Origin of the sequence: Streptococcus mitis (assembly GCF_965111725.1) — a bacterium.
GTDB classification, from domain to species: Bacteria; Bacillota; Bacilli; order Lactobacillales; family Streptococcaceae; genus Streptococcus; species Streptococcus mitis_DV.
In genome coordinates this window covers 1,461,846-1,486,668 of sequence record NZ_OZ217341.1, presented here as the reverse complement: position 1 = coordinate 1,486,668, position 24,823 = coordinate 1,461,846, and the positions used below count along the sequence as shown (strand labels likewise).

The 24,823-nt window shown below is 39.5% G+C and carries 26 protein-coding genes; 22 read left to right on the top strand and 4 right to left on the bottom strand.

The features are described 5' to 3' along the window. Positions 1-8 precede the first annotated feature (8 nt). From ACLV7Q_RS07360 to manA, 9 genes are all read left to right on the top strand, one after another. Positions 9-380: a cupredoxin domain-containing protein gene (locus ACLV7Q_RS07360; protein ID WP_218757662.1), complete on the top strand. Its 372-nt coding sequence runs from the start codon at positions 9-11 to the stop codon at positions 378-380. 9 nt (positions 381-389) lie between these two features. Continuing rightward, complete coding sequence (locus ACLV7Q_RS07355; protein WP_218757661.1) at positions 390-2,633, top strand: heavy metal translocating P-type ATPase; 2,244 nt, start codon at positions 390-392, stop codon at positions 2,631-2,633. A 206-nt stretch (positions 2,634-2,839) separates the two neighbouring features. Beyond that, the gene (spxB, locus tag ACLV7Q_RS07350; protein WP_218757660.1) at positions 2,840-4,615 is read left to right on the top strand and encodes a pyruvate oxidase; all 1,776 of its coding nucleotides are present in this window, start codon (positions 2,840-2,842) and stop codon (positions 4,613-4,615) included. Positions 4,616-4,673: 58 nt separating this feature from the next. Next, positions 4,674-5,021, top strand: coding sequence for a VOC family protein (locus tag ACLV7Q_RS07345; protein WP_218757659.1), 348 nt, complete (start codon positions 4,674-4,676; stop codon positions 5,019-5,021). 323 nt (positions 5,022-5,344) lie between these two features. After that, positions 5,345-7,342 (top strand): DUF1430 domain-containing protein, encoded by a 1,998-nt coding sequence (locus ACLV7Q_RS07340; RefSeq protein WP_218757658.1) that lies wholly within the window; start codon positions 5,345-5,347, stop codon positions 7,340-7,342. Position 7,343: 1 nt separating this feature from the next. Beyond that, complete coding sequence (locus tag ACLV7Q_RS07335; protein WP_112443468.1) at positions 7,344-7,979, top strand: putative bacteriocin export ABC transporter; 636 nt, start codon at positions 7,344-7,346, stop codon at positions 7,977-7,979. Next, positions 7,976-8,167, top strand: a complete 192-nt coding sequence (locus ACLV7Q_RS07330) for a hypothetical protein (RefSeq protein WP_000850052.1) — start codon at positions 7,976-7,978, stop codon at positions 8,165-8,167. Before ACLV7Q_RS07335 ends, ACLV7Q_RS07330 begins: the two co-directional genes overlap by 4 nt. Positions 8,168-8,307: 140 nt before the next feature. After that, on the top strand, positions 8,308-8,568 hold the full coding sequence (locus tag ACLV7Q_RS07325) for a SemiSWEET family transporter (protein WP_004261618.1): 261 nt from the start codon (positions 8,308-8,310) through the stop codon (positions 8,566-8,568). Between the two features lie 258 nt (positions 8,569-8,826). Then, entirely contained in the window at positions 8,827-9,771 is a 945-nt protein-coding gene (gene manA / locus ACLV7Q_RS07320; RefSeq protein ID WP_175880123.1) for a mannose-6-phosphate isomerase, class I, read from the top strand. Between the two features lie 40 nt (positions 9,772-9,811). Here the strand turns inward: manA and ACLV7Q_RS07315 are convergent, their stop codons facing one another. Then, positions 9,812-11,152, bottom strand: a complete 1,341-nt coding sequence (locus tag ACLV7Q_RS07315; protein WP_218757657.1) for a sodium-dependent transporter — start codon at positions 11,150-11,152, stop codon at positions 9,812-9,814. 235 nt (positions 11,153-11,387) lie between these two features. Between ACLV7Q_RS07315 and ACLV7Q_RS07310 the strand changes: the two genes are divergently transcribed. Next, positions 11,388-12,128 (top strand): MerR family transcriptional regulator, encoded by a 741-nt coding sequence (locus tag ACLV7Q_RS07310; protein WP_218757656.1) that lies wholly within the window; start codon positions 11,388-11,390, stop codon positions 12,126-12,128. A 41-nt stretch (positions 12,129-12,169) separates the two neighbouring features. Here the strand turns inward: ACLV7Q_RS07310 and ACLV7Q_RS07305 are convergent, their stop codons facing one another. From ACLV7Q_RS07305 to ACLV7Q_RS07295, 3 genes are read right to left on the bottom strand one after another with little or no spacing between them, the layout of a single operon-like run. Beyond that, positions 12,170-12,691: a DUF1697 domain-containing protein gene (locus tag ACLV7Q_RS07305; RefSeq protein WP_218757655.1), complete on the bottom strand. Its 522-nt coding sequence runs from the start codon at positions 12,689-12,691 to the stop codon at positions 12,170-12,172. Between the two features lie 48 nt (positions 12,692-12,739). After that, positions 12,740-13,912: an NAD(P)/FAD-dependent oxidoreductase gene (locus ACLV7Q_RS07300; protein ID WP_218757654.1), complete on the bottom strand. Its 1,173-nt coding sequence runs from the start codon at positions 13,910-13,912 to the stop codon at positions 12,740-12,742. A 58-nt stretch (positions 13,913-13,970) separates the two neighbouring features. Beyond that, entirely contained in the window at positions 13,971-14,816 is an 846-nt protein-coding gene (locus ACLV7Q_RS07295) for a DegV family protein (RefSeq protein ID WP_218757653.1), read from the bottom strand. Between the two features lie 124 nt (positions 14,817-14,940). Here ACLV7Q_RS07295 and ACLV7Q_RS07290 point away from each other — a divergent pair, with 124 nt between their 5' ends. The 12 genes from ACLV7Q_RS07290 to prfB all read left to right on the top strand — a co-directional run bounded on the left by ACLV7Q_RS07290 (position 14,941) and on the right by prfB (position 24,813). After that, complete coding sequence (locus ACLV7Q_RS07290; protein WP_000004135.1) at positions 14,941-15,498, top strand: TetR/AcrR family transcriptional regulator; 558 nt, start codon at positions 14,941-14,943, stop codon at positions 15,496-15,498. An 18-nt stretch (positions 15,499-15,516) separates the two neighbouring features. Then, positions 15,517-15,984, top strand: coding sequence for a deoxycytidylate deaminase (locus ACLV7Q_RS07285; RefSeq protein WP_218757652.1), 468 nt, complete (start codon positions 15,517-15,519; stop codon positions 15,982-15,984). A gap of 88 nt (positions 15,985-16,072) precedes the next feature. Beyond that, the gene (gene upp, locus ACLV7Q_RS07280; protein WP_000515974.1) at positions 16,073-16,702 is read left to right on the top strand and encodes a uracil phosphoribosyltransferase; all 630 of its coding nucleotides are present in this window, start codon (positions 16,073-16,075) and stop codon (positions 16,700-16,702) included. A 173-nt stretch (positions 16,703-16,875) separates the two neighbouring features. After that, positions 16,876-17,466 (top strand): ATP-dependent Clp protease proteolytic subunit ClpP, encoded by a 591-nt coding sequence (gene clpP, locus ACLV7Q_RS07275; RefSeq protein ID WP_000613475.1) that lies wholly within the window; start codon positions 16,876-16,878, stop codon positions 17,464-17,466. 78 nt (positions 17,467-17,544) lie between these two features. After that, on the top strand, positions 17,545-17,811 hold the full coding sequence (locus ACLV7Q_RS07270; protein WP_050223575.1) for a YlbG family protein: 267 nt from the start codon (positions 17,545-17,547) through the stop codon (positions 17,809-17,811). Positions 17,812-17,895: 84 nt separating this feature from the next. Continuing rightward, complete coding sequence (locus ACLV7Q_RS07265) at positions 17,896-19,056, top strand: ABC transporter substrate-binding protein (protein ID WP_000726140.1); 1,161 nt, start codon at positions 17,896-17,898, stop codon at positions 19,054-19,056. Between the two features lie 115 nt (positions 19,057-19,171). Next, a complete protein-coding gene (locus ACLV7Q_RS07260; protein ID WP_000941427.1) occupies positions 19,172-20,041 on the top strand; it encodes a branched-chain amino acid ABC transporter permease in 870 nt (289 codons plus the stop codon). A 3-nt stretch (positions 20,042-20,044) separates the two neighbouring features. Then, a complete protein-coding gene (locus ACLV7Q_RS07255) occupies positions 20,045-21,001 on the top strand; it encodes a branched-chain amino acid ABC transporter permease (RefSeq protein WP_004256818.1) in 957 nt (318 codons plus the stop codon). Next, positions 21,001-21,765, top strand: a complete 765-nt coding sequence (locus tag ACLV7Q_RS07250) for an ABC transporter ATP-binding protein (RefSeq protein WP_001185997.1) — start codon at positions 21,001-21,003, stop codon at positions 21,763-21,765. The genes ACLV7Q_RS07255 and ACLV7Q_RS07250 overlap by 1 nt, the downstream gene beginning before the upstream one ends. Beyond that, on the top strand, positions 21,765-22,475 hold the full coding sequence (locus ACLV7Q_RS07245) for an ABC transporter ATP-binding protein (RefSeq protein ID WP_000062201.1): 711 nt from the start codon (positions 21,765-21,767) through the stop codon (positions 22,473-22,475). The genes ACLV7Q_RS07250 and ACLV7Q_RS07245 overlap by 1 nt, the downstream gene beginning before the upstream one ends. Before the next feature lie 471 nt (positions 22,476-22,946). After that, positions 22,947-23,603, top strand: a complete 657-nt coding sequence (locus ACLV7Q_RS07240; protein WP_218757651.1) for a CBS domain-containing protein — start codon at positions 22,947-22,949, stop codon at positions 23,601-23,603. Positions 23,604-23,717: 114 nt separating this feature from the next. Further along, positions 23,718-24,813, top strand: a protein-coding gene (prfB, locus tag ACLV7Q_RS07235; RefSeq protein ID WP_218757650.1) for a peptide chain release factor 2 whose coding sequence is annotated in 2 segments (ribosomal slippage) — positions 23,718-23,789 and positions 23,791-24,813 — 1,095 coding nt in all. Because the reading frame shifts where the segments join, the coding sequence is not laid out codon by codon here. Positions 24,814-24,823: the final 10 nt, after the last annotated feature.

Here is a 24,823-nt window from a genome sequence, read left to right as displayed (position 1 = left end):
GAGACGTCATGTTAAATAGCATTGTAACCATTATTTGTATTGCCCTTATCGCGTTTATCTTGTTTTGGTTTTTCAAAAAGCCTGAAAAATCTGGACAAAAGGCTCAGCAAAAAAAGGGCTACCAAGAGATTCGAGTGGAAGTCATGGGAGGCTATACGCCTGAGTTGATTATCCTCAAGAAATCAGTGTCAGCCCGCATTGTCTTTGACCGTAAGGACCCTTCACCCTGTCTGGACCAAATTGTTTTTCCAGATTTTGGTGTACATGCGGACCTGCCAATGGGTGAAGAGTATGTAGTGGAAATCACGCCTGAGCAGGCTGGAGAGTATGGTTTCTCTTGTGGCATGAATATGATGCACGGCAAGATGATTGTAGAATAGGAGAATGATATGACTGAAATTGTAAAAGCAAGTCTTGAAAATGGTGTTCAAAAAATCCGTATCACGGCAGACAAAGGCTACCATCCAGCCCACATTCAACTGCAAAAAGGAGTTCCTGCTGAGATCACCTTTCACCGTGTGACACCTTCAAACTGTTACAAGGAAATTCTGTTTGAAGAAGAAGGCATCTTAGAACAAATCGGCGTAGACGAAGAGAAAACAATTCGTTTTACACCTCAAGAATTAGGCCAACATGAATTTTCATGTGGTATGAAGATGCAAAAGGGGAGTTATACCGTAGTTGAGAAGACTCGAAAATCTCTATCCCTTTTACAGCGTTTTTGGATTACTAGTATCTTTACTGTGCCTCTTGTGATTCTCATGATTGGGATGTCGACAGGAGGAATTAGTCACCAAGTCATGCGTTGGGGCACCTTTTTAGCCACAACACCGATTATGCTAGTAGCAGGTGGTCCTTATATCCAAAGTGCTTGGGCTAGTTTTAAAAAGCACAATGCCAACATGGATACCTTGGTGGCTCTGGGAACCCTAGTGGCCTATTTCTATAGCTTAGTTGCCCTCTTCGCTGGCCTCCCTGTTTATTTTGAAAGTGCTGCATTTATCTTCTTCTTCGTTCTTATGGGAGCCGTTTTTGAGGAGAAAATGCGGAAAAATACTTCCCAAGCTGTGGAGAAATTACTTGACTTGCAGGCTAAAACTGCAGAAGTCTTGCGTGAGGATAATTATGTTCAAGTCCCCTTGGAACAAGTCAAGGTAGGTGACCTGATTCGAGTGCGTCCCGGTGAAAAGATTGCGGTTGATGGTGTCGTAGTAGAAGGTATTTCTAGTATTGACGAGTCTATGGTGACAGGTGAGAGTCTGCCTGTGGACAAGACAGGTGGAGATACCGTCATTGGTTCAACCATCAATAATAGTGGAACACTTGTTTTTAGAGCAGAAAAAGTTGGTTCAGAGACTGTTTTGGCTCAGATTGTCGATTTTGTGAAGAAAGCTCAGACCAGTCGTGCGCCGATTCAGGACTTGACGGATAAAATTTCAGGCATTTTTGTCCCAGCAGTTGTCATTTTAGGGATTGTGACCTTTTGGGTTTGGTTCGTCTTGCTCAGGGATAGTGTAGTTGTGCTTGGAGCGAGTTTTGTCTCTTCTCTTCTCTATGGGGTGGCTGTTCTGATTATTGCCTGCCCTTGTGCCTTGGGACTTGCAACACCGACAGCTCTTATGGTGGGGACAGGACGCAGTGCCAAGATGGGAGTTCTCCTCAAAAATGGAATGGTTCTACAGGAAATCCAGAAAGTTCAAACTCTTGTCTTTGATAAAACAGGGACCTTGACGGAAGGGAAACCTGTGGTCACAGATATCATCGGCGACGAGACAGAAGTGCTTGGTTTAGCAGCCTCCTTGGAAGAAGCTTCTCAACACCCACTGGCTGAAGCCGTTGTGAAACGAGCGAGTGAAGCTGGACTTGAGTTTCACACTGTTGAAAATTTCCAAGCCTTGCACGGAAAAGGTGTCTCAGGACAAATCAATGGGAAACAAGTTCTGCTTGGAAATGCTAAAATGCTGGATGGCATGGATATTTCAAGTAATTATCAAGATAAACTAGAAGAACTGGAAAAAGAAGCTAAGACAGTTGTGTTCTTGGCTGTTGACAATAAAATCAAAGGCTTGCTTGCTCTGCAAGATATTCCTAAGGGAAATGCTAAGCTTGCCATCAGTCAGTTGAAAAAACGAGGTCTTAAAACAGTCATGCTGACAGGAGACAATGCAGGAGTGGCGCGTGCTATTGCAGATCAAATCGGAATCGAAGAGGTCATTGCAGGTGTCTTGCCAGAAGAAAAAGCTCATGAAATCCATAAGCTACAAGCGACTGGCAAAGTAGCATTTGTTGGGGACGGTATCAATGACGCTCCTGCCCTCAGTGTAGCGGATGTGGGGATTGCCATGGGTGCTGGAACAGATATCGCCATCGAATCAGCAGATTTGGTGTTGACAACCAATAACCTCCTAGGAGTGGTTCGTGCCTTTGATATGAGTAAGAAAACTTTTAATCGTATTCTGCTCAATCTTTTCTGGGCCTTTATCTACAATGTCGTCGGAATTCCGATTGCAGCAGGAGTCTTTTCAGGTGTTGGACTGGCTCTCAATCCAGAATTAGCAGGTCTAGCTATGGCCTTTAGTTCTGTATCTGTTTTGACCAGTTCTCTTCTGTTAAACTTTACTAAAATAGACTAAAAGTAATGACTGGATTTCTTTGTTATAAAACAGGAGTGACAGCACTTTCAAAACTGTATTAGAATAGAGAATAGAGAGTTTTGAGCAGATTTTTAGAAAAGTCAACATAAATATGATACAGTGGAATAGTAAAAGTTTGGAGAACGTTTCCAATTCTATGTAATCGTATTCTCCAAATCTAAAAAAATTGAAGGAGAGTTATCACTATGACTCAAGGGAAAATTACTGCATCTGCAGCAATGCTTAACGTATTGAAAACATGGGGCGTAGATACAATCTACGGTATCCCATCAGGAACACTCAGCTCATTGATGGACGCTTTGGCTGAAGAAAAAGATATCCGCTTCTTGCAAGTTCGCCACGAAGAAACAGGTGCTCTTGCAGCGGTTATGCAAGCTAAATTCGGTGGCTCACTCGGGGTTGCAGTTGGTTCAGGTGGTCCAGGTGCGACTCACTTGATTAACGGTGTTTACGATGCAGCTATGGATAACACTCCATTCCTAGCGATCCTTGGATCACGTCCAGTTAACGAATTGAACATGGATGCTTTCCAAGAATTGAACCAAAACCCAATGTACAACGGTATCGCTGTTTACAACAAACGTGTAGCTTACGCTGAGCAATTGCCAAAAGTAATTGACGAAGCTTGCCGTGCTGCAGTTTCTAAAAAAGGTCCAGCTGTTGTTGAAATCCCAGTAAACTTTGGTTTCCAAGAAATCGACGAAAACTCATACTATGGATCAGGTTCATACGAGCGTTCATTTATCGCTCCTGCTTTGAACGAAGTTGAAATCGATAAAGCTGTTGAAATCTTGAACAATGCTGAACGTCCAGTTATCTATGCTGGTTACGGTGGTGTTAAAGCTGGTGAAGTGATTACTGAATTGTCACGTAAAATCAAAGCACCAATCATCACAACTGGTAAAAACTTTGAAGCTTTCGAATGGAACTATGAAGGTTTGACAGGTTCTGCTTACCGTGTTGGTTGGAAACCAGCCAACGAAGTGGTCTTTGAAGCAGACACAGTTCTTTTCCTTGGTTCAAACTTCCCATTTGCTGAAGTTTACGAAGCATTCAAGAACACTGAAAAATTCATCCAAGTGGATATTGACCCTTACAAACTTGGTAAACGTCACGCCCTTGACGCTTCAATCCTTGGTGATGCAGGTCAAGCAGCTAAAGCTATCCTTGACAAAGTGAACCCAGTTGAATCAACTCCATGGTGGCGTGCAAACGTTAAGAACAACCAAAACTGGCGTGATTACATGAACAAACTCGAAGGTAAAACTGAGGGTGAATTGCAATTGTATCAAGTTTACAATGCAATCAACAAACATGCTGATCAAGACGCTATCTACTCAATCGACGTAGGTGACACTACTCAAACATCTACTCGTCACCTTCACATGACACCTAAGAACATGTGGCGTACATCTCCACTCTTTGCGACAATGGGTATTGCCCTTCCTGGTGGTATCGCTGCTAAGAAAGACAATCCAGATCGCCAAGTATGGAACATCATGGGTGACGGTGCATTCAACATGTGCTACCCAGACGTTATCACAAACGTTCAATACGACCTTCCAGTTATCAACGTTGTCTTCTCAAATGGTAAATATGCCTTCATCAAGGACAAATACGAAGACACAAACAAACACTTGTTTGGTTGTGACTTCTCTAATGCTGACTACGCTAAAATCGCTGAAGCGCAAGGTGCTGTAGGATTTACAGTTGACCGTATCGAAGACATCGATGCAGTTGTTGCAGAAGCTGTTAAATTGAACAAAGAAGGTAAAACTGTTGTGATCGATGCTCGCATCACTCCACACCGTCCACTTCCAGTAGAAGTACTTGAGTTGGATCCAAAACAACACTCAGAAGAAGCAATCAAAGCCTTCAAGGAAAAATACGAAGCAGAAGAACTCGTACCATTCCGTCTCTTCTTGGAAGAAGAAGGGTTGCAATCACGCGCAATTAAATAATTCCTTCGTGGAACTTAAAAAGATCGGAGCAATCCGGTCTTTTTATGGAGGAGAGTAAATGAATTTAAATCAATTAGATATTATCGTTTCAGATGTTCCTCAAGTTTGTGCTGACTTGGAGCGTATTTTGGATAAAAAGTCCGATTATGTTGATGACAGTTTTGCTCAGTTTACGATTGGCAGTCACTGTCTGATGTTGTCCCAAAATCATTTGATTCCTTTGGAAGATTTTCAGTCAGGAATCATTCTTCACATCGAGGTTGAGGATCTAAATCAGAATTACCAACGGTTGAAAGAGATTGGTATCTATATTTTACACGGTCCTTGTGAAACAGATTGGGGAACAGAATCCTTATTAGTTAAAGGGCCTGCTGGTCTAGTGATTGATTTTTATCGTATGAAATAAGGCGCTTAGTTATTTGAAGATAACCTTAACTATTCTTAAAACAGAATGTGAGAATAGAAACTATTGAAAAGGTCGGAGCAATCCGGTCTTTTTATATAAAGAAATTGCATATATAAAGAAATTGCATATAAATAGTTGACAGCGTTTTCTTAAAGTCTTATAATAAAAATATAAAAGCAGAAAATAAGACTGATATGGAAAGGAGAAATATGATTAAACAGCTGTAGTAAGTGGATTTTATTATTTCATTGGAAGTTGGGATTGAAATATCTCCATGAATAGATAGAAAGAAACCTTTTGAAAAATGTAGAAAGGAGTAGTCTATGTATAACATACTAAAACGAAGCCTTGCAACTTTTTCCTTTGTTTTAATTGCTTTTGTTAGCCTTTTCTTTATTAGCCAATATAAAAGTGAAATGTTGGGTGGATACAGTAAGATGATTTCTGTAGAGAAATCTACTACTACCATTAAGAAGGATTTAGAAGAGATTGCAAAAGATAAACAGAGTGTTTTAGCTCGTAGGATTGTTTCTGTAAAGGATAATGTTAGGGGAAAGACAGAAAATACCTATATACCAATTGGAGGTGAACTACCTGTAGATTTACCATTACAACAAGATCAAAACCTAATCCAAAATGCATCTGATGACACCTTATATTTGATTGTAAGAGGAAACTTAAGTGCACAGGAACTAGCACAAACTTTAAACCAAAAAGGACATCAAGCAATTGTTGAACAATCAAGTTCTGGTTTGACTTTGTTAAAGGTATTTTTGACTTATCCTCAATCGATTACTTTTACATTAGTTTTGATAATTGCTTTTGGGACTCTGACACTGGCTGACTACATAGACAAACTGCGTTCTGTAAGTATAGAACGATTGTCAGGTAGAGGGAAATATCAAATTGCTTTGAGAAATATTAGCAAAGATAGTATTTTCTTAATATTGATAGCAAGTATAGTTTATTTAGCGACAGTTTTATTCTTATTCTCTACTAGAACTGTAAACATTTTGTCCTTAAGTCTAGTATTTTATCCTTTGCTTTCTTGGTTATTTCTTTTACTTTTTTTAAATTTCTTTTTATCAAATATTTTTTACCATATTTTACAAAAGCAAGCTCTTAATCTATCCATAAAAGGTAAGGCACCTTTGCATCTTGTGTTCATTTTGGTTATTTTGACGCAGTTACTATCTCTTTTAATCGTGATGTATAGCGTTTATGGTGTTGTTAACTTAAATCAACAATTGTCAACATTACAAGTAGGACGAGACGAATGGAGTAAGCATTCTAATTATTTCGCTACTAATGAATTATATACTGGAGAGTCAAATAAAGACAGAGAAGCAGAAGTAGCTTTTTATTCAGAGCTTAGTCAAAAAACAAATCTCCTTTATATAGATACAAATTTAGATAGAATTGCTTTTCAAAAGAGTTCTTCAGCTAATTCTTATTATCCTACCCCAGATATGGTATCAAATGAAATTCGTGTGAATCGACGTTTTGTTGAAAAAAGTGGCATTCAGTTGAGTATGGAAGCTCAAGCATTCTTTGAACAGATGGGAGATTTTGATCGTCTCGTTTTAATACCAAAGAATCAAGAATCAAACTTTACAGAATTACATAAGGCTTGGTTGCGATATGAACAAAAAGGCTTTGCTCCAGACGATGCTCCTGTAAAAAAGAAAGATCCTAATGAGAAAATTGAGATAGCCACTTATCAAGGCGGTGAAAATCTATTTGTTTACCCAATCTTTACTTCGGCTAATTACTTAGTGAATCAAAATGCTTTTGTTCATGAACCAATTATTACTGTGTTTGGTTCTGCTTATGAAAATAGAACAATTCGCCAATTTTCTTTGGCACATTATATTTTTGATAAACCCGAGGTAGTGAAAGAATTGATTTCTAAATACAAGTTAACAGCTAGTATTGGTAGTTTTTCAAATGGCATGTATTCATTTGAAAATAGAATTCAAAAAGTAGAGACAGATAGATTTATATTATTTTTTGCGATGATGATTAGTTTTGTGAGTTCCATTTTATTGATGGTATTACTGAACACTCTTTACCTCTATCAAGGGCGCAAAACTTATTTCATTGAGAGATTAGCAGGGAAGTCACTTTTTGAAATTCATCATGTTTATTTTTCGATTTTATCTAGTAGCTATATTTTTTGCACTTTATTGTCGGTAATATTAGGCTTTAATTTGTTTGTGATTTCTATTCCTTTGCTCTCATTGCTATTATTTACAGGAATTTTTCTTCTTCAACTGAGACAAGATAAAAAGGCTAATATTTTATATCTAAAAGGAGGTTAGTATGATTGAATTGAAAGATATTTGTAAACAATTTGATGATTATGTTATTTTTAAAGACTTTAATTATCAATTTCATGAAGGTCAGACCTATGCTTTGATAGGTGAGTCTGGAGCAGGCAAAACAACTCTTTTAAATATTATAGGTAAATTAGAAACTGTCCAAAGTGGCTCAGTAGAAGTTGATGGTAAGGACTTAAAACAAATTAAGGAAAAAATCTATTTTAAGGATTATGTAAGCTACTTATTTCAAAATTATGGTTTAATTGAAAATAAGAGTATTAAAGATAATTTAGAACTTGCATTTATTGGGAGAAAAGAAAGCAAAAAAGAACAAGAAGCTCTTATGAGAGAAGCCTTGAAGCATGTTCATTTACAATTAGATTTAAAACGTAAGATTTTTACTCTTTCAGGTGGTGAAGCACAGCGTGTCGCAATTGCTAAAATAATGTTGAAAGATTCCCCAATAATCTTAGCAGATGAACCAACAGCATCTTTAGATAGTAGGAATAGTCGTGAAATTATTGACCTTATTCTTGGATTACGAAATGAAAAACGTACGATTATTATTGCAACTCATGATAGTAGTGTATATGAACGAATGGATCAGGTTGTAGAAATTAGAAAGGAAAAGATATGAAAACAAAATTTAGTTTAACAACAATTTTTTTCCAAGTAATGATTTTTGGTTCTTCTCTCTTTGTAATACTGACTCAGTTTGGTTTACTGCGTCAACCTACAAAGCTAATTATACAGATGATTTGCTTACTAAGTTTGTTATCTTTAGCTATTGCGATTTGGAATTATGTACGTGAAGAAAAAGACTGAACAGATCGGAGCAATCCGGTCTGTTTCTTATTACAAGACTGTGATAGTTTACATTTTTATAATAAAACTCTTAAAGTCTTGCTTATTTTTGTATTAAATTATAAAATAGAAAGTATAAAAGAATAAAAGAGGTTTTGAAAATGTCTGAAAAACAAATGAAAGTGTTGGGCTGGGCAGCGACATTTATGTCTGTTATGATGTATGTGTCATATTTCCCACAAATCATGAATAATCTTGCCGGTCAAAAAGGCAACTTCATTCAACCCCTAGTCGCAGCTATCAACTGTAGTCTCTGGGTTTACTATGGTCTTTTCAAGAAGGAAAGAGATATTCCACTTGCAGCTGCTAATGCACCAGGTATCGTTTTTGGTTTAGTAACGGCTATCACAGCTTTGATTTAAAAAGGAGACTGCTTTCAGTCTTTTTCTTTTATGAAAATAGATGCTTCATTAAAGTAATTTTTGAATGAGAGTTGAGGGAACAAGTCCAGTTACAGCTAGCTTTACGAGAGTCTTTTATGTTCGTCTCTATCAAAGAAAAAAGTATATCGTTACTATTTTTATAAAATCTTCTCCCTACTTTATAAGATGTTAAAAAGAGTTCAAATGGAACTCTTTTTTTGCTATAATGAAGGAAGAAAAATCAGACAGGAGATCAAGATGTCAGAACCATTATTTTTACAATCAGTTATGCAAGAAAAAATCTGGGGTGGAACCAAGCTACGTGATGAGTTTGGATACGACATCCCAAGTGAAAAAATCGGAGAATATTGGGCCATCTCAGCCCATCCAAATGGTGTCTCTAAAGTTGCCAATGGTCGTTTTGAGGGAACAGACCTAGCAACTTTGTATGCAGAACACCGTGAATTGTTTGGCAATCGTCCAGAACCTGTATTTCCGCTTTTGACCAAAATCCTCGATGCCAACGACTGGCTCAGCGTCCAAGTTCACCCAGACGATGCTTATGGACTAGAGCATGAAGGCGAACTTGGAAAAACAGAATGCTGGTACATCATCGCTGCGGATGAAGGTTCAGAGATTATCTACGGTCACAATGCCAAGTCAAAAGATGAACTTCGTCAGCAAATTGAGGACAAGAACTGGGATGCCTTGCTGACAAAAGTACCAGTTAAAGCTGGAGATTTCTTCTATGTACCAAGTGGCACTATGCATGCTATCGGTGCGGGTATCTTGATTCTTGAAACCCAACAATCTAGTGACACCACCTATCGCGTCTATGACTTTGACCGTAAGGATGATAAGGGAAACTTGCGTGAACTTCACCTTGAAAAATCCATTGATGTATTGAACATTGGTGAGCCTGCAAATAGCCGTCCTGTAACTGTCAAAGCTGATGATTTATACTCAACTCTCCTTGTATCCAATGATTTCTTTGCAGTTTACAAGTGGGAAATTACTGGAAAAGTTGACTTCGAAAAGACAGCTGACTACAGCTTATTGAGTGTCCTAGTTGGTCAAGGTCAGCTAACTGTTGACGGGAAAAATTATCCAATTCAAAAAGGCAGCCACTTTATCCTACCAAGTGATGTTGAAGCTTGGACATTGGAAGGGCAAGCTTTGGAATTGATTGTTAGCCATCCATAAAAAAGAAAGGGCCTGAGTTCACTACTCAAGTCCTTTTTGATTACATAAATTGGGCGATGAAGACCACGATGATGATGATTGGAATGATGAAACGAAGAAGGAAGAGCCAGACTTGGAACAGTCCCTGTTTCCATGCTGTTTCATCGAGATGGAGTTCCTCCATTGCAAGAGCCTTTTTAAAGATATAGCCTGTAAAAAGTGAAAGGCAGAGAGCTCCAAATGGCATGAGGAGATTGGAAACCAAGAAGTCCATAGCGTCAAAGAAGGTCTTCCCAAAGATGTGAACATCCGCCATAACACCGTAAGATAGGGCTGAAGGAATTCCAAAGACAAAGGTCAAAATTCCTAAAATAACACTCCATTTAGCACGCTTGCTGTTGTCCTGATTGGTGATATTGCCCACATTGATTTCCAGCATAACAACGGAAGAAGTGACCGTCGCAAAGAGGAAGAGCAAGAGGAAGAGGATGTAGAAAATGGTTCCAAAAGGCATCTTGTCAAAGAGTTGAGGCAAGACGATAAAGAGCAGGCTCGGTCCCCCTTCAGACTGGATATTGAAGGCTGACATGGCTGGGAAAATGGCTAGACCTGCCATGATGGATACTGAGATATTCATGGCAACGATAGAAATCCCTGATTGAACTAGATTGGTTTTCTTGTCCAAGTAGGACGCATAGGTCAGCATGGCTGTAACCCCTAGTGAGAGGGCAAAGAAAGATTGTCCCAGAGCATAGAGGAGACCAGCACTTGTCAGCTTAGAGAAGTCTGGTTTTAGGAAGTAGAGAACGCCTTCCATGGCATTTGGCAAACTGAGAGAGCGTCCGATGATGACGACAAAGATAATAAAGAGAAGGGGCATCATGACCTTAGAAGCTCTTTCAATCCCTTTTTGAACCCCACGTGATACAATAAAGATATTCAATAAGATAAAGGCTGCTTGAGCTCCTAGGGCAATGGCTGGATTTGAAATGATTGAAGTAAATAATTGAGTATAATCACTCGTCCCAGCAAGCTGGAACAATTTTCCAAACTCGATGCCTAGATAAACCAGAATCCATCCTCCGATAACACTGTAGAAAGATAAGAGGATAAAGAGGGCAAAGGCACCAATCCAACCGATAAAGTTGTACTTACTATTCTTGCCTAGTTTTCCAAAGGTTTTGATAGCTGAAACACCAGCACTTCGGCCGAGGGCAAACTCAGCTAGCAAAAGGGGAAAACCGATTAGAATAGTGGAGATGAGAAAGACTAGTAAAAAGCCACCTCCACCGTTAGCAGCAGTCATATAGGGGAATTTCCAAACGGCACCAAGTCCGATGGCTGAACCAGCAGATGCTAGGATAAAGCCCAGTTTAGAACCCCATTGCGATTTTTCAGACATAGTTAAACTCCTAAAATTAGTGTTACAAAAGAAAAAGCTACTGCCCTTGGCAACTAGCCTCATCAGTACTCAAAATGAGCCTTTCTTTTGATTGATAGACTTGACTATCCTATCATGTTTTCTAAGGTCTGTCAAGAAAACCATTTTCATGTTATGATAAAGTAAAAAAATTTCGCAAAAATGCTTGACTCTGACCTAAGGGGAGGGGTTATACTATCATTGTAAGGAGGAAATCATGTACCATATAAAAGAAGCTGCCCAGCTTTCAGGTGTCTCTGTCAAGACCCTGCACCACTACGACAAGATAGGACTCTTAGTTCCTTTAAAGTCAGAAAACGGTTATCGAATCTACAGTAAAGAAGATTTGGAACGCCTTCAGGTTATTCTTTACTATAAATATCTAGGTTTTTCTTTAGAAAAAATAGCAGAGCTATTAAAGGAAGAAAGGACAGATTTGTTGCCTCATTTGACCAGGCAGTTGGACTATTTGACTCGAGAAAGGCAACATCTGGATACCTTGATTTCAACCTTGCAAAAAACCATTCAAGAACAAAAAGGAGAAAGAGAAATGAGCATTGAGGAAAAATTCGCTGGATTTAACTACCAAGACCATCAAAAATACCACCAAGAGGCGGTAGAGAAATATGGACAAGAAGTCATGGACCAAGCGTTAGAGCGCCAAAAAGGTCACGAAGACGAAGCTACGGTTGCCTTCAACCAAGTTTTTCAAGCCTTAGCACAAAATCTTCAAGCTGGTCTGCCTGTAACAGCAACCGAAAACCAAGAGCAAGTAGCCAAACTCTTACAAGCCATCCGTACTTATGGATTTGATTGTACTATTGAAGTATTCGGTCATATCGGTAAAGGCTATGTCTATAATCCAGAGTTTAAGGAAAATATTGATAAATTTGGAACTAGCACTGCCCAGTATACATCAGATGTGATTGCTCACTATGTCCAAACTCAGACAAAATAAAATCGGAGGAGTGATCTTCCGATTTTTACTAAATTCAAGCACTACTTGCTTAATAATTTTTCTACTACATTTAGTTTTCGCATGGTCAAATCTACATTAAAAAGCTTTTCAAGATAGTTGGTATGGAGTTTCTTTTGTTTTGCAGTTCTAGGGAGATAGAGGTAAAGACAATGGTTACCGATACAAATTTCTTCTTCACCGTAATCAATTTTCAATTTTTCTAAAGGGAGACTTTGAATAGATTCTTGATAAAAAATCACGTGTATACGGTCATAAAGATAGTGTTCTCCAAACGGGTTTTCTTGGACAATGTTTTCAAAATCATCCTTATTCTTAATGATTATTTTGAAATTGGCTCCAATCTTTTCCTTTATTAGAGTATGAACCTGTTCTCGTATTTCTTCGAGAGCTAAGTTACTTTCAAGAATAATATTTCCACTTTGAATATAGGTTCGAACTTGTTGAAAACCAGCTTCTGTCAAGATATCTACTAGATAAGACATTTTAGGGATAGCATTTTTTCCATTAGGAGTAACTCCCCTTAACAAGATAATATGTTCCAAAGGACTTCCTTTCTTTTGGGGTAGATTGTTCCATTGAGTAATGTATATTTAGATTAGATTTGATCCCGCAACCCAGCCAGTACAGAGGGCAGAAGTGATGTTAAAGCCACCTGTGTGGGCGTTGATATCCATGACCTCGCCAGCAAAGTGGAGGCCAGGTACCAGCTTACTTTCCAGAGTTTTAGGATTGATTTCCTTAAGACTGATGCCACCTTTGGTGACAAAGGACTTGGCAAGGGACATTTTGCCAGTCACAGGGATTTTGAGAGCCTTGATAGACTGGACAAGTTTTTCACGTTCCTTTTCAGTCAACTGTTTGACTTTTTCAGGATAGCCTTGCACAAAAAATTCTGCCAAACGCTCTGGTAATAAAGTTTTTAAAGCGTTTTTCAAGGATTTTTCACGGTTTTCTTCGAGAAATGCAGCCAAGTCCTTCTCAGAAAGTTGAGGCAAAACATCTAGCGAGAGAACCTCCCCACCCTTGACAAAACTAGACATACGCAGGGCAGCAGGGCCTGACAAACCAAAGTGGGTAAAGAGCAGATCGTGAGTGATGACATGCTTACCATAGGCTAGGGTCACATCGTCCAGAGAAATCCCCTGTAAGGCCTTGTGTGGAAAATCTGTCAATAAAGGACTTTCAGCGGCCTCAAGTTCGGTAATGGTATGTTTGAAATGGCGGGCAATCTCGTGACCAAAACCAGTCGATCCAGTGGAAGGATAGGATTTTCCACCAGTTGTGACAATGAGTTTATCGCAAGTGAAGGTTTGGTCTGCGGACTTAAGGACAAACTGGTCGTCTATTTTTTTAACCGAAACAATTTCGGTTTGAGTAGCAACTTGACCACCGAGTTCAGTGATTTTCTTTTCCAAGGCCTCGATTATGGTACGAGACTTGTCACTAGTAGGAAAGACGCGTCCGTGATCCTCGACCTTAAGTTTAACACCATTTTCTGTAAAAAAGTTAATGATATCATGGTTGTCAAATTGTGAGAAGACACTATAAAGAAAGCGTCCGTTCCCAGGGATTCCAGCTAGTAGGTCATCTAAGTTTCCGTTGTTGGTGACATTGCAACGTCCTCCACCAGTCCCAGCTAATTTTTTTCCAAGTTTCCGATTTTTTTCGATGAGGAGGGTTTTCTGACCATAAAAGCTACTGGAAATTGTAGCCATCATGCCAGCAGGTCCCCCACCGATGACGATAGTATCAAAATGTTTCATAGCTCTATTGTACCACAAAAAAACAAGAGATGATGGTCACCTCTTGTCAAGAATGCAATCAATCAATTTCATATCCCATCAGCAAACCACCATCTTCTGCATAAAAACTGCAGAGACCAGATGTTGGGAGAATTTCAATATCCGCCTGTGGGAAATTTTCACGGATTCGGTCTGAGAGCTGTTGACAACATTTCTCGTTATTGCGTTGGGCCATGACAATACGGCCACCAGCATAACCAGCTTTTACTAACTCTTCATAGGCTGCCTGAATCGCTTTCTTTGCTCCTCTTGCTTTTTGTAGCAATTCGAGGGTTCCAGTTTCACTAGCTTCTCCAACCATACGGATATTGAGAAGGCCAACGACCGTACCGATAAGCTTGCTCAAACGGCCGTTCTTCACCAAGTTATCGACTTTGGCTAGGACAAAGAGCAACTTGGTTTTTTCTTGATAGGCAGTGATAGCTTCAACCACTTCTTCAAAAGATAAGCCCTGGTCGATCAAGTCATTCAATTTTTCTACGAGCAAATCAACTTCCCCACCAGCAGACAAACTATCAATTACATGAATTTTAGTGTCAGGATGGTCTTCTAGATAAATATTCTTAGCTAGTTGAGCACTATTGTGACTGCCAGAGAGAGTACCTGTGATGGTTACTAGGAAAATGTTTTTGGCTCCTTCAAATGCTTGCAAATAATCATCTGGGCTTGGACAAGCTGATTTTGAAGCTTCTGCGGTTGCATACATGGTTTCCATCATTTGGTCAATATCAAGACTGGCATCATCAACAAAGACATGATCAGCTACTTGAATGGTTAAGGGAACACTAACAAAGGTCGTGTCAATAGCTGGTGTTGCCAGCTGACGATAATCACAACCAGAGTCAGCAATAATCTTCCAAGTCATAGAAATTCTCCATCTTTGCCATTTATAGATTGACAAAGGTTCTGTCTTTTTTTACAATTATATCATGAAAACCCTTGAAACAAAAGCCTCATCCGTCTGTTGTGACAAGTAGAAAGAAAATGTTATGTCTGAACGTAGAATCTCTGAAAAGTCTCTTGAAAATCTCAGAAAATCAAACCAAGAATCCAATTTATTAACTAGAGAAGCTATCGAAACAGCCCTCTTGCAGCTCTTGGAAAAAAAGGACTTGACCAAGATTAGTATTTCTGAATTGGTCAAACGTGCAGGCGTTTCGCGTGCTGCCTTTTACCGTAATTATGATTCCAAAGAGGAGATTTTAGAAAGCGTCTTTAAACGAACTGTCCACAATATTATGGAACAGCTGCATCATTACGATTTAAAGACAGACCTTTATTTGGTTTGGGTTCACCTTTTCCGCGAGGCAAGAAAAGAAGCCAGAGTGATTCAACTGGCCTTGGATTACCATCTGGAAAAAATCTTTGTCCAAGCCATGCAGGAGTTTCTGGAAAAATACCATGGAAAATCAAAAGGTGTCAGCTCTTATCTTCATTCCTTCTGGAGTTCAGCCATCGTCTCAGTCCTTCTAAAATGGATCAAGGATGGCATGAAGGTACCAGCTGAAAAGATTGCAGATTTAGGTTTACCATTTTTTAAAAAATAGAGAAAAAGGAGAAAAGAGATGACTGAAAAAAGACTGGCCTGGGATGAGTATTTTGCAGCCCAAGCCCTACTAATTGCCAATCGTTCCACTTGTAAACGTGCTAAAGTGGGCGCGATTCTGGTAAAAGATAATAAGGTTATTTCCACTGGTTACAATGGTTCGGTGTCAGGGACTGAGCATTGTATTGATCACGAATGTTTGGTCATTGAAGGCCACTGTGTTCGCACCCTTCACGCTGAGGTCAATGCTATCCTTCAAGGTGCTGAGCGTGGTGTTCCCAAAGGCTTTACAGCCTATGTAACCCATTTTCCTTGTCTCAACTGTACAAAACAATTGCTGCAGGTCGGTTGCAAGCGCGTGGTTTATATTAACCAGTACCGAATGGACGACCATGCCCAATACCTTTATCAAGAAAAGGGAACAGAATTAACCCATTTACCACTTGAGACAGTACAAGTAGCTCTAAAAGAGGCAGATTTAATGTAAAAATTATCAAAAATAAATGGTTTAGAAAGATTTTTAAACCGTTTTTTGGTATAATAAGAAGAATAAATTGAAAGAAGGAATTCCAAAAATGGGAAAAATTGAAGTTATTAATCACCCGCTGATTCAACACAAATTGTCAATCTTGCGTCGTACAGATACTTCTACAAAAGCTTTTCGTGAGCTAGTAGATGAGATTGCAATGTTGATGGGGTATGAAGTACTTCGTGATCTTCCACTAGAAGATGTGGAAATCGAAACACCAATTACAAAAACAGTTCAAAAACAATTGGCAGGTAAGAAATTGGCCATCGTTCCAATCTTGCGTGCAGGTATCGGGATGGTTGATGGGCTCTTGAGCTTGGTTCCAGCTGCTAAAGTTGGCCATATCGGTATGTACCGTGATGAAGAAACGCTTCAACCAGTTGAGTACTTGGTGAAATTGCCTGAAGATATTGACCAACGTCAAATTTTTGTGGTAGACCCAATGTTGGCAACAGGTGGCTCAGCAATCTTGGCTGTTGATTCTCTTAAAAAACGTGGCGCATCAAATATCAAATTTGTCTGCCTTGTATCAGCACCAGAAGGTGTAAAAGCCCTTCAAGAAGCTCATCCGGATGTAGAAATCTTTACAGCAGCCTTGGATGAACGCTTGAACGAACACGGTTATATCGTTCCAGGTCTTGGAGATGCTGGAGACCGCTTGTTCGGTACGAAATAAGATCAAAAAGAAAATTGACTTGGAAAAGAAGTTCCAGTCACGAAAGGAGGTTGAATTTTTGTTTCTGTCTAATGAAAACAGAGCAAAAATTTGACCTTTTTTGACCAAGATATTATAATAGTCTTATCTTTAGTCATTTGACCAACAAAAATAAAACTCAAAAGGAGAAATGAATGATTCCTGTAGTTATTGAACAAACAAGTCGTGGAGAACGTTCCTACGATATTTACTCACGTCTTCTTAAAGACCGCATCATTATGCTGACAGGCCCAGTTGAAGACAATATGGCTAACTCTGTTATTGCCCAATTGCTTTTCTTGGATGCCCAAGATAGTACAAAAGATATTTACCTTTATGTCAATACACCTGGTGGTTCCGTTTCAGCTGGTTTGGCAATCGTTGATACTATGAACTTTATCAAGGCAGATGTCCAAACCATCGTTATGGGAATGGCTGCATCTATGGGGACTGTTATTGCATCAAGTGGAGCAAAAGGCAAGCGTTTCATGCTTCCAAATGCAGAGTATATGATCCACCAACCGATGGGTGGTACAGGTGGTGGTACTCAACAAACCGATATGGCGATCGCTGCAGAACACTTGCTTAAAACTCGTAATACCTTGGAAAAAATCTTGGCTGAAAATTCAGGTCAGTCAATCGAAAAAGTCCATGCAGATGCAGAACGCGATAACTGGATGAGCGCCCAAGAAACACTTGAATATGGCTTTATTGATGAAATCATGGCCAATAATTCATTGAACTAATGATCAAAGAAGGCAAACTCGACTGAGTTTGCTTTTTTTGGTATAATAGGGAGAGATTTCTTAGAAAGAGGATTTATCATGTTTGAAAAAGTCAATCGATCTGGCTTGATTATCTATCTTTACTATAATCGTGATGCCAAAAAACTGCAGGATTATGGAGATATTACCTATCATTCCAAGAAACATCGTTACTTACAACTCTATGTTCCAACTCAAGAAGTGGAGCAATTGGTCGGGCGCTTGAGTAAGGAAAAGTTTATCAAAAAAGTCAGAGTTTGTCATATCCAAGAACTGGAAACACCCTTTGTGGGCAACCTTTATCGAGAAGAAAACGTTATCAGATAAAAAATTAAAGAAAAGTGTTGACAATTTTCTGATAATTCGGTATATTCTTAACAGACTATTTAAGAAATAAGGAGACAAAAAAAGATGAAGAAAAAATTTGCCCTATCGTTTGTGGCGCTTGCAAGTGTAGCACTTCTTGCAGCCTGTGGAGAAGTGAAGTCTGGAGCAGTCAACACTGCTGGTAACTCAGTAGAGGAAAAGACAATTAAAATCGGGTTTAACTTTGAAGAATCAGGTTCTTTAGCTGCATACGGAACAGCTGAACAAAAAGGTGCCCAATTGGCTGTTGATGAAATCAATGCCGCAGGTGGTATCGATGGAAAACAAATCGAAGTAATCGATAAAGATAATAAGTCTGAAACAGCTGAGGCTGCTTCAGTTACAACTAACCTTGTAACCCAATCTAAAGTATCAGCAGTCGTAGGACCTGCGACATCTGGTGCGACTGCAGCTGCGGTAGCGAACGCTACAAAAGCAGGTGTTCCATTGATCTCACCAAGTGCGACTCAAGATGGATTGACTAAAGGTCAAGATTACCTCTTTATTGGAACTTTCCAAGATAGCTTCCAAGGAAAAATTATCTCAAACTATGTTTCTGAAAAATTAAATGCTAAGAAAGTTGTTCTTTATACTGACAATGCCAGTGACTATGCTAAAGGGATTGCCAAATCTTTCCGCGAGTCATACAAGGGTGAAATCGTTGCAGATGAAACTTTCGTAGCAGGTGACACAGACTTCCAAGCAGCCCTTACAAAAATGAAAGGGAAAGACTTTGATGCTATCGTTGTTCCTGGCTACTATAATGAGGCTGGTAAGATTGTAAACCAAGCGCGTGGCATGGGAATTGACAAACCAATCGTTGGTGGTGATGGATTCAACGGTGAGGAGTTTGTACAACAAGCAACTGCTGAAAAAGCATCAAACATCTACTTTATCTCAGGCTTCTCAACTACTGTAGAAGTTTCAGCTAAAGCTAAAGCCTTCCTTGACGCTTACCGTGCTAAGTACAATGAAGAGCCTTCAACATTTGCAGCCTTGGCTTATGATTCAGTTCACCTTGTAGCAAACGCAGCAAAAGGTGCTAAAAATTCAGGTGAAATCAAGGATAACCTTGCTAAAACAAAAGATTTTGAAGGTGTAACTGGTCAAACAAGCTTTGATGCAGACCACAACACAGTCAAAACTGCTTACATGATGACCATGAACAATGGTAAGGTTGAAGCAGCAGAAGTTGTAAAACCATAATAGAAAATGTTGAAATAGGGAATGAGACTTTGACTCACTCCCTGTTTCGATGTTTAAGAACCTATCAAAAAGTGAGGGGAAACCCTCAAAATTATAAATAGAAAGAGTGAATTTTATGCTCCAACAACTAGTAAATGGTTTGATTCTAGGTAGTGTATACGCGCTGTTAGCCCTAGGATATACCATGGTTTACGGAATTATCAAGCTCATCAACTTTGCCCACGGTGATATTTATATGATGGGAGCCTTTATCGGTTATTTCTTGATCAATTCTTTCCAAATGAATTTCTTTGTAGCGCTTATTGTAGCCATGCTAGCGACAGCCATTCTTGGTGTCGTGATTGAGTTTCTTGCTTACCGACCTTTGCGCCACTCTACTCGTATTGCTGTTTTGATTACAGCTATTGGGGTTTCTTTCCTATTGGAGTATGGTATGGTCTATCTGGTTGGTGCCAATACCCGTGCCTTCCCTCAAGCGATTCAAACAGTTCGCTATGATTTGGGACCAGTTAGCCTAACAAATGTGCAGTTAATGATTTTGGCCATTTCCTTGATTTTGATGATTTTGTTACAAGTCATTGTCCAAAAGACCAAGATGGGGAAAGCCATGCGTGCAGTATCAGTAGATAGCGATGCGGCACAATTGATGGGGATCAATGTAAACCGTACTATCAGCTTTACCTTCGCTTTGGGTTCAGCTCTTGCGGGTGCAGCTGGTGTTCTGATTGCCCTCTATTATAACTCTCTTGAGCCTTTGATGGGGGTTACTCCAGGTCTTAAGTCTTTCGTTGCCGCAGTACTTGGTGGTATCGGAATCATTCCTGGTGCGGCTCTTGGTGGTTTTGTGATTGGTCTATTGGAAACCTTTGCGACAGCCTTTGGGATGTCAGACTTCCGTGATGCCATTGTTTATGGAATCTTATTGTTAATCTTGATTGTTCGCCCAGCTGGTATCCTTGGTAAAAATGTGAAAGAGAAGGTGTAAACGATGAAGGAAAATTTAAAAGTTAATATTCTATGGTTACTCCTTTTGTTAGCTGGTTATGGCTTGATTAGTGTACTGGTTTCAGTCGGAGTACTCAATCTATTCTATGTACAGATTTTACAACAAATTGGAATCAATATTATTCTGGCTGTTGGTCTCAACTTAATCGTTGGTTTTTCAGGACAATTTTCACTTGGGCATGCTGGTTTCATGGCGATTGGTGCCTATGCAGCTGCTATTATTGGTTCTAAATCACCAACCTATGGTGCCTTCTTTGGAGCTATGCTGTTAGGAGCTTTGCTTTCAGGAGCGGTTGCCTTACTTGTCGGAATTCCAACCTTGCGCTTGAAGGGGGACTATCTTGCGGTAGCGACTCTTGGTGTTTCTGAAATTATCCGTATCTTTATCATCAATGGTGGAAGCCTTACAAATGGTGCGGCAGGTATCTTGGGAATTCCTAACTTTACAACTTGGCAAATGGTTTACTTCTTTGTCGTGATTACAACCATTGCAACTTTGAACTTCTTGCGTAGTCCAATTGGTCGTTCAACCCTATCGGTTCGTGAGGATGAAATCGCTGCTGAGTCAGTTGGGGTTAATACGACTAAAATTAAAATCATCGCTTTTGTCTTTGGTGCCATTACTGCAAGTATTGCAGGGTCACTTCAGGCAGGATTTATCGGTTCAGTTGTACCGAAAGATTACACTTTCATCAACTCAATCAACGTTTTGATCATTGTTGTATTTGGTGGACTTGGTTCCATTACAGGTGCCATTGTTTCAGCTATTGTTCTTGGAATTTTGAATATGCTTCTCCAAGATGTTGCCAGCGTTCGTATGATTATTTACGCTTTGGCCTTGGTATTGGTAATGATTTTCAGACCAGGCGGACTTCTTGGAACATGGGAATTGAGCCTATCACGTTTCTTTAAAAAATCTAAGAAGGAGGAACAAAACTAATGGCATTGCTTGAAGTAAAACAGTTAACCAAACATTTTGGCGGTCTAACAGCTGTTGGAGATGTGACTCTTGAATTGAACGAAGGGGAACTGGTTGGACTAATCGGTCCAAATGGAGCTGGGAAAACCACCCTTTTCAACCTCTTGACGGGTGTTTATGAACCAAGCGAGGGAACAGTAACCTTAGATGGTCACCTTTTGAATGGAAAGTCACCTTATAAGATTGCCTCTTTGGGACTTGGACGTACTTTCCAAAATATCCGTCTCTTTAAAGATTTAACCGTTTTGGACAATGTTTTGATTGCTTTTGGCAACCATCACAAACAACATGTTTTTGCTAGTTTTTTGCGCTTACCAGCTTTTTACAAGAGTGAAAAAGAATTAAAGGCTAAGGCTTTGGAATTGTTGAAAATCTTTGATTTAGATGGTGATGCAGAAACTCTTGCTAAAAACCTTGCCTACGGACAACAACGTCGTTTGGAAATTGTTCGTGCCCTTGCTACGGAACCTAAAATTCTCTTTTTAGATGAACCAGCAGCAGGTATGAACCCACAGGAAACAGCCGAATTGACTGAGTTAATTCGTCGTATCAAAGATGAATTTAAGATTACGATCATGCTGATTGAACACGATATGAATCTGGTCATGGAAGTTACAGAACGTATCTACGTACTTGAATATGGCCGTTTGATTGCTCAAGGAACTCCAGACGAAATTAAGACCAATAAACGCGTTATCGAAGCTTATCTAGGAGGTGAAGCCTAATGTCTATGTTAAAAGTTGATAATCTTTCTGTGCATTATGGTATGATTCAAGCAGTCCGTGATGTAAGCTTTGAAGTTAATGAAGGAGAAGTTGTTTCCCTTATCGGTGCCAATGGTGCAGGTAAGACAACCATTCTCCGTACCTTGTCTGGTTTAGTTCGACCAAGTTCAGGAAAGATTGAATTTTTAGGTCAAGAAATCCAAAAAATGCCAGCTCAGAAAATTGTGGCAGGTGGTCTTTCACAAGTTCCAGAAGGACGCCACGTCTTCCCTGGCTTGACTGTTATGGAAAATCTTGAAATGGGAGCTTTTTTAAAGAAAAATCGTGAAGAAAATCAAGCTAATTTGAAGAAGGTCTTTTCACGTTTCCCACGTCTTGAAGAACGCAAGAACCAAGATGCAGCCACTCTTTCAGGAGGAGAACAACAAATGCTTGCCATGGGACGCGCTCTTATGTCAACACCAAAACTTCTTCTTTTAGATGAACCATCAATGGGACTTGCCCCAATCTTTATCCAAGAGATTTTTGATATCATTCAAGATATCCAGCAACAAGGAACGACCGTCCTCTTGATTGAACAAAATGCCAATAAAGCACTCGCAATCTCTGACCGAGGCTATGTATTGGAAACAGGAAAAATCGTCCTATCCGGAACAGGAAAAGAACTCGCCTCATCAGAAGAAGTCAGAAAAGCATATCTGGGTGGTTAAAAAGGTCCGGGGGACCTTTTTAATCGGTGGATAGAGATTGCGAAGCAATCATCGCATAGTCTGGGAGACTAGTTTAGGTTGCAAATGAAGATTACGAAGTAATGATCAATATAGTCCTGGGGACCTTTTTAGTCGGTGGATAGAGATTGCGTAAGCAATCTTCGCATAGTCTGGGAGACTAGTTTAGGTTGCAGATGAAGATTATGGAGTAATCATCATTATAGTCCGGGGGATCTTTTTAATCGGTGGATAGAGATTGCAAAGCAATATTCATCTACATTGAAAGCTTAATTTCTAATAATTGAAAAAATCGAATGAAACGTATCTTACCTTCATTCACAGAGCTCGATTTCAGAGCTCTTTTTGCTAGGTTATTCATACTTTTCTGAATTTTGAAAAAGAAATGTAAGCGTTTGATAGATTTGCAAAAAGATTGTATAATAGGGATAAGAATAGAAAAGGAGAAGTCTCATGGCAGTTAAAGATTTTATGACCCGCAAGGTAGTGTATATTAGTCCAGATACAACAGTATCTCATGCAGCAGATTTGATGAGAGAGCAAGGGTTGCACCGCTTGCCTGTTATCGAAAATGATCAATTGGTTGGTTTGGTAACTGAGGGAACCATTGCCCAAGCTAGTCCATCAAAAGCAACCAGTCTGTCTATCTATGAGATGAATTATCTTCTAAATAAGACAAAAGTAAAAGATGTCATGATTCGCGATGTTGTCACTGTTTCAGGCTATGCTAGTCTAGAAGATGCAACTTATCTGATGTTGAAAAACAAGATTGGTATTTTGCCTGTAGTAGATAACCATCAAGTCTATGGGGTTATTACGGACCGTGACGTTTTCCAAGCCTTTCTTGAAATTGCTGGTTATGGTGAAGAAGGAATTCGTGTACGCTTTGCTACAGAAGATGAAGTCGGTGTCCTCGGAAAGATTGTTTCTTTGATTGTAGAAGAAAATTTGAATATCTCCCATACAGTCAATATTCCGCGTAAGGATGGTAAGGTGATTATCGAAGTGCAAATCGATGGATCAATTGATTTACCAGCCTTGAAAGAAAAATTTGAAGCAAATGGTATTCAAGTGGAAGAAATCACTCGCACTTCAGCAAAAGTCTTGTAAGAAGGGAAGCCCAAAGGCTTCTTTTTTCTTTTTTCATAAAAAAGGGATTATAGCAAAAGATGGAAAGAAATGATAAAATATGCTATAATGAAATGATGTAAAAAAGGAGTATTTATGGACATTTCAGTAATTCGTCAGAAAATTGACGCAAATCGTGAAAAATTAGCTTCTTTCAGGGGGTCTCTTTGACCTCGAAGGGCTAGAGGAAGAGATTGCCATCTTGGAAAACAAGATGACAGAACCTGATTTTTGGAATGATAATATTGCGGCCCAAAAAACGTCGCAAGAATTAAATGAATTAAAAAACACCTATAACACCTTCCACAAAATGGAAGAGTTGCAGGATGAAGGCGAAATTTTATTGGACTTTTTAGCAGAAGACGAGTCGGTTCAAGAAGAACTGGTAGAGCAGTTAGCCGAACTTGATAAGATGATGACCAGCTATGAGATGACGCTTCTCTTGTCGGAACCTTATGACCACAACAATGCCATCTTGGAAATCCATCCAGGTTCTGGTGGTACAGAGGCTCAGGACTGGGGTGATATGTTGCTTCGTATGTATACTCGTTATGGTAATGCTAAAGGCTTTAAAGTGGAAGTATTGGATTACCAAGCAGGAGATGAAGCTGGTATTAAGTCAGTAACCCTATCATTTGAAGGGCCTAATGCCTATGGTCTTCTCAAGTCAGAAATGGGTGTGCACCGTTTGGTGCGAATTTCACCATTTGACTCTGCTAAACGTCGCCATACCTCTTTCACATCTGTAGAAGTGATGCCTGAGTTGGACGATACCATTGAAGTGGAAATCCGGGAAGATGACATCAAGATGGATACCTTCCGTTCAGGTGGTGCTGGTGGACAAAACGTCAATAAGGTTTCAACAGGTGTACGTTTAACCCACATTCCAACTGGAATTGTTGTCCAATCAACAGTGGATCGAACCCAGTATGGAAATAGAGATCGTGCCATGAAGATGTTGCAGGCTAAGCTCTATCAAATGGAGCAAGAAAAGAAAGCTGCGGAAGTTGATTCCCTCAAGGGTGAGAAAAAAGAAATCACATGGGGAAGCCAAATCCGTTCTTATGTCTTCACGCCATATACTATGGTAAAAGATCATCGAACTAGCTTTGAAGTTGCTCAGGTAGATAAGGTTATGGACGGAGACCTAGATGGTTTTATCGATGCCTACCTTAAGTGGCGAATCAGCTAAGATAGAAAGG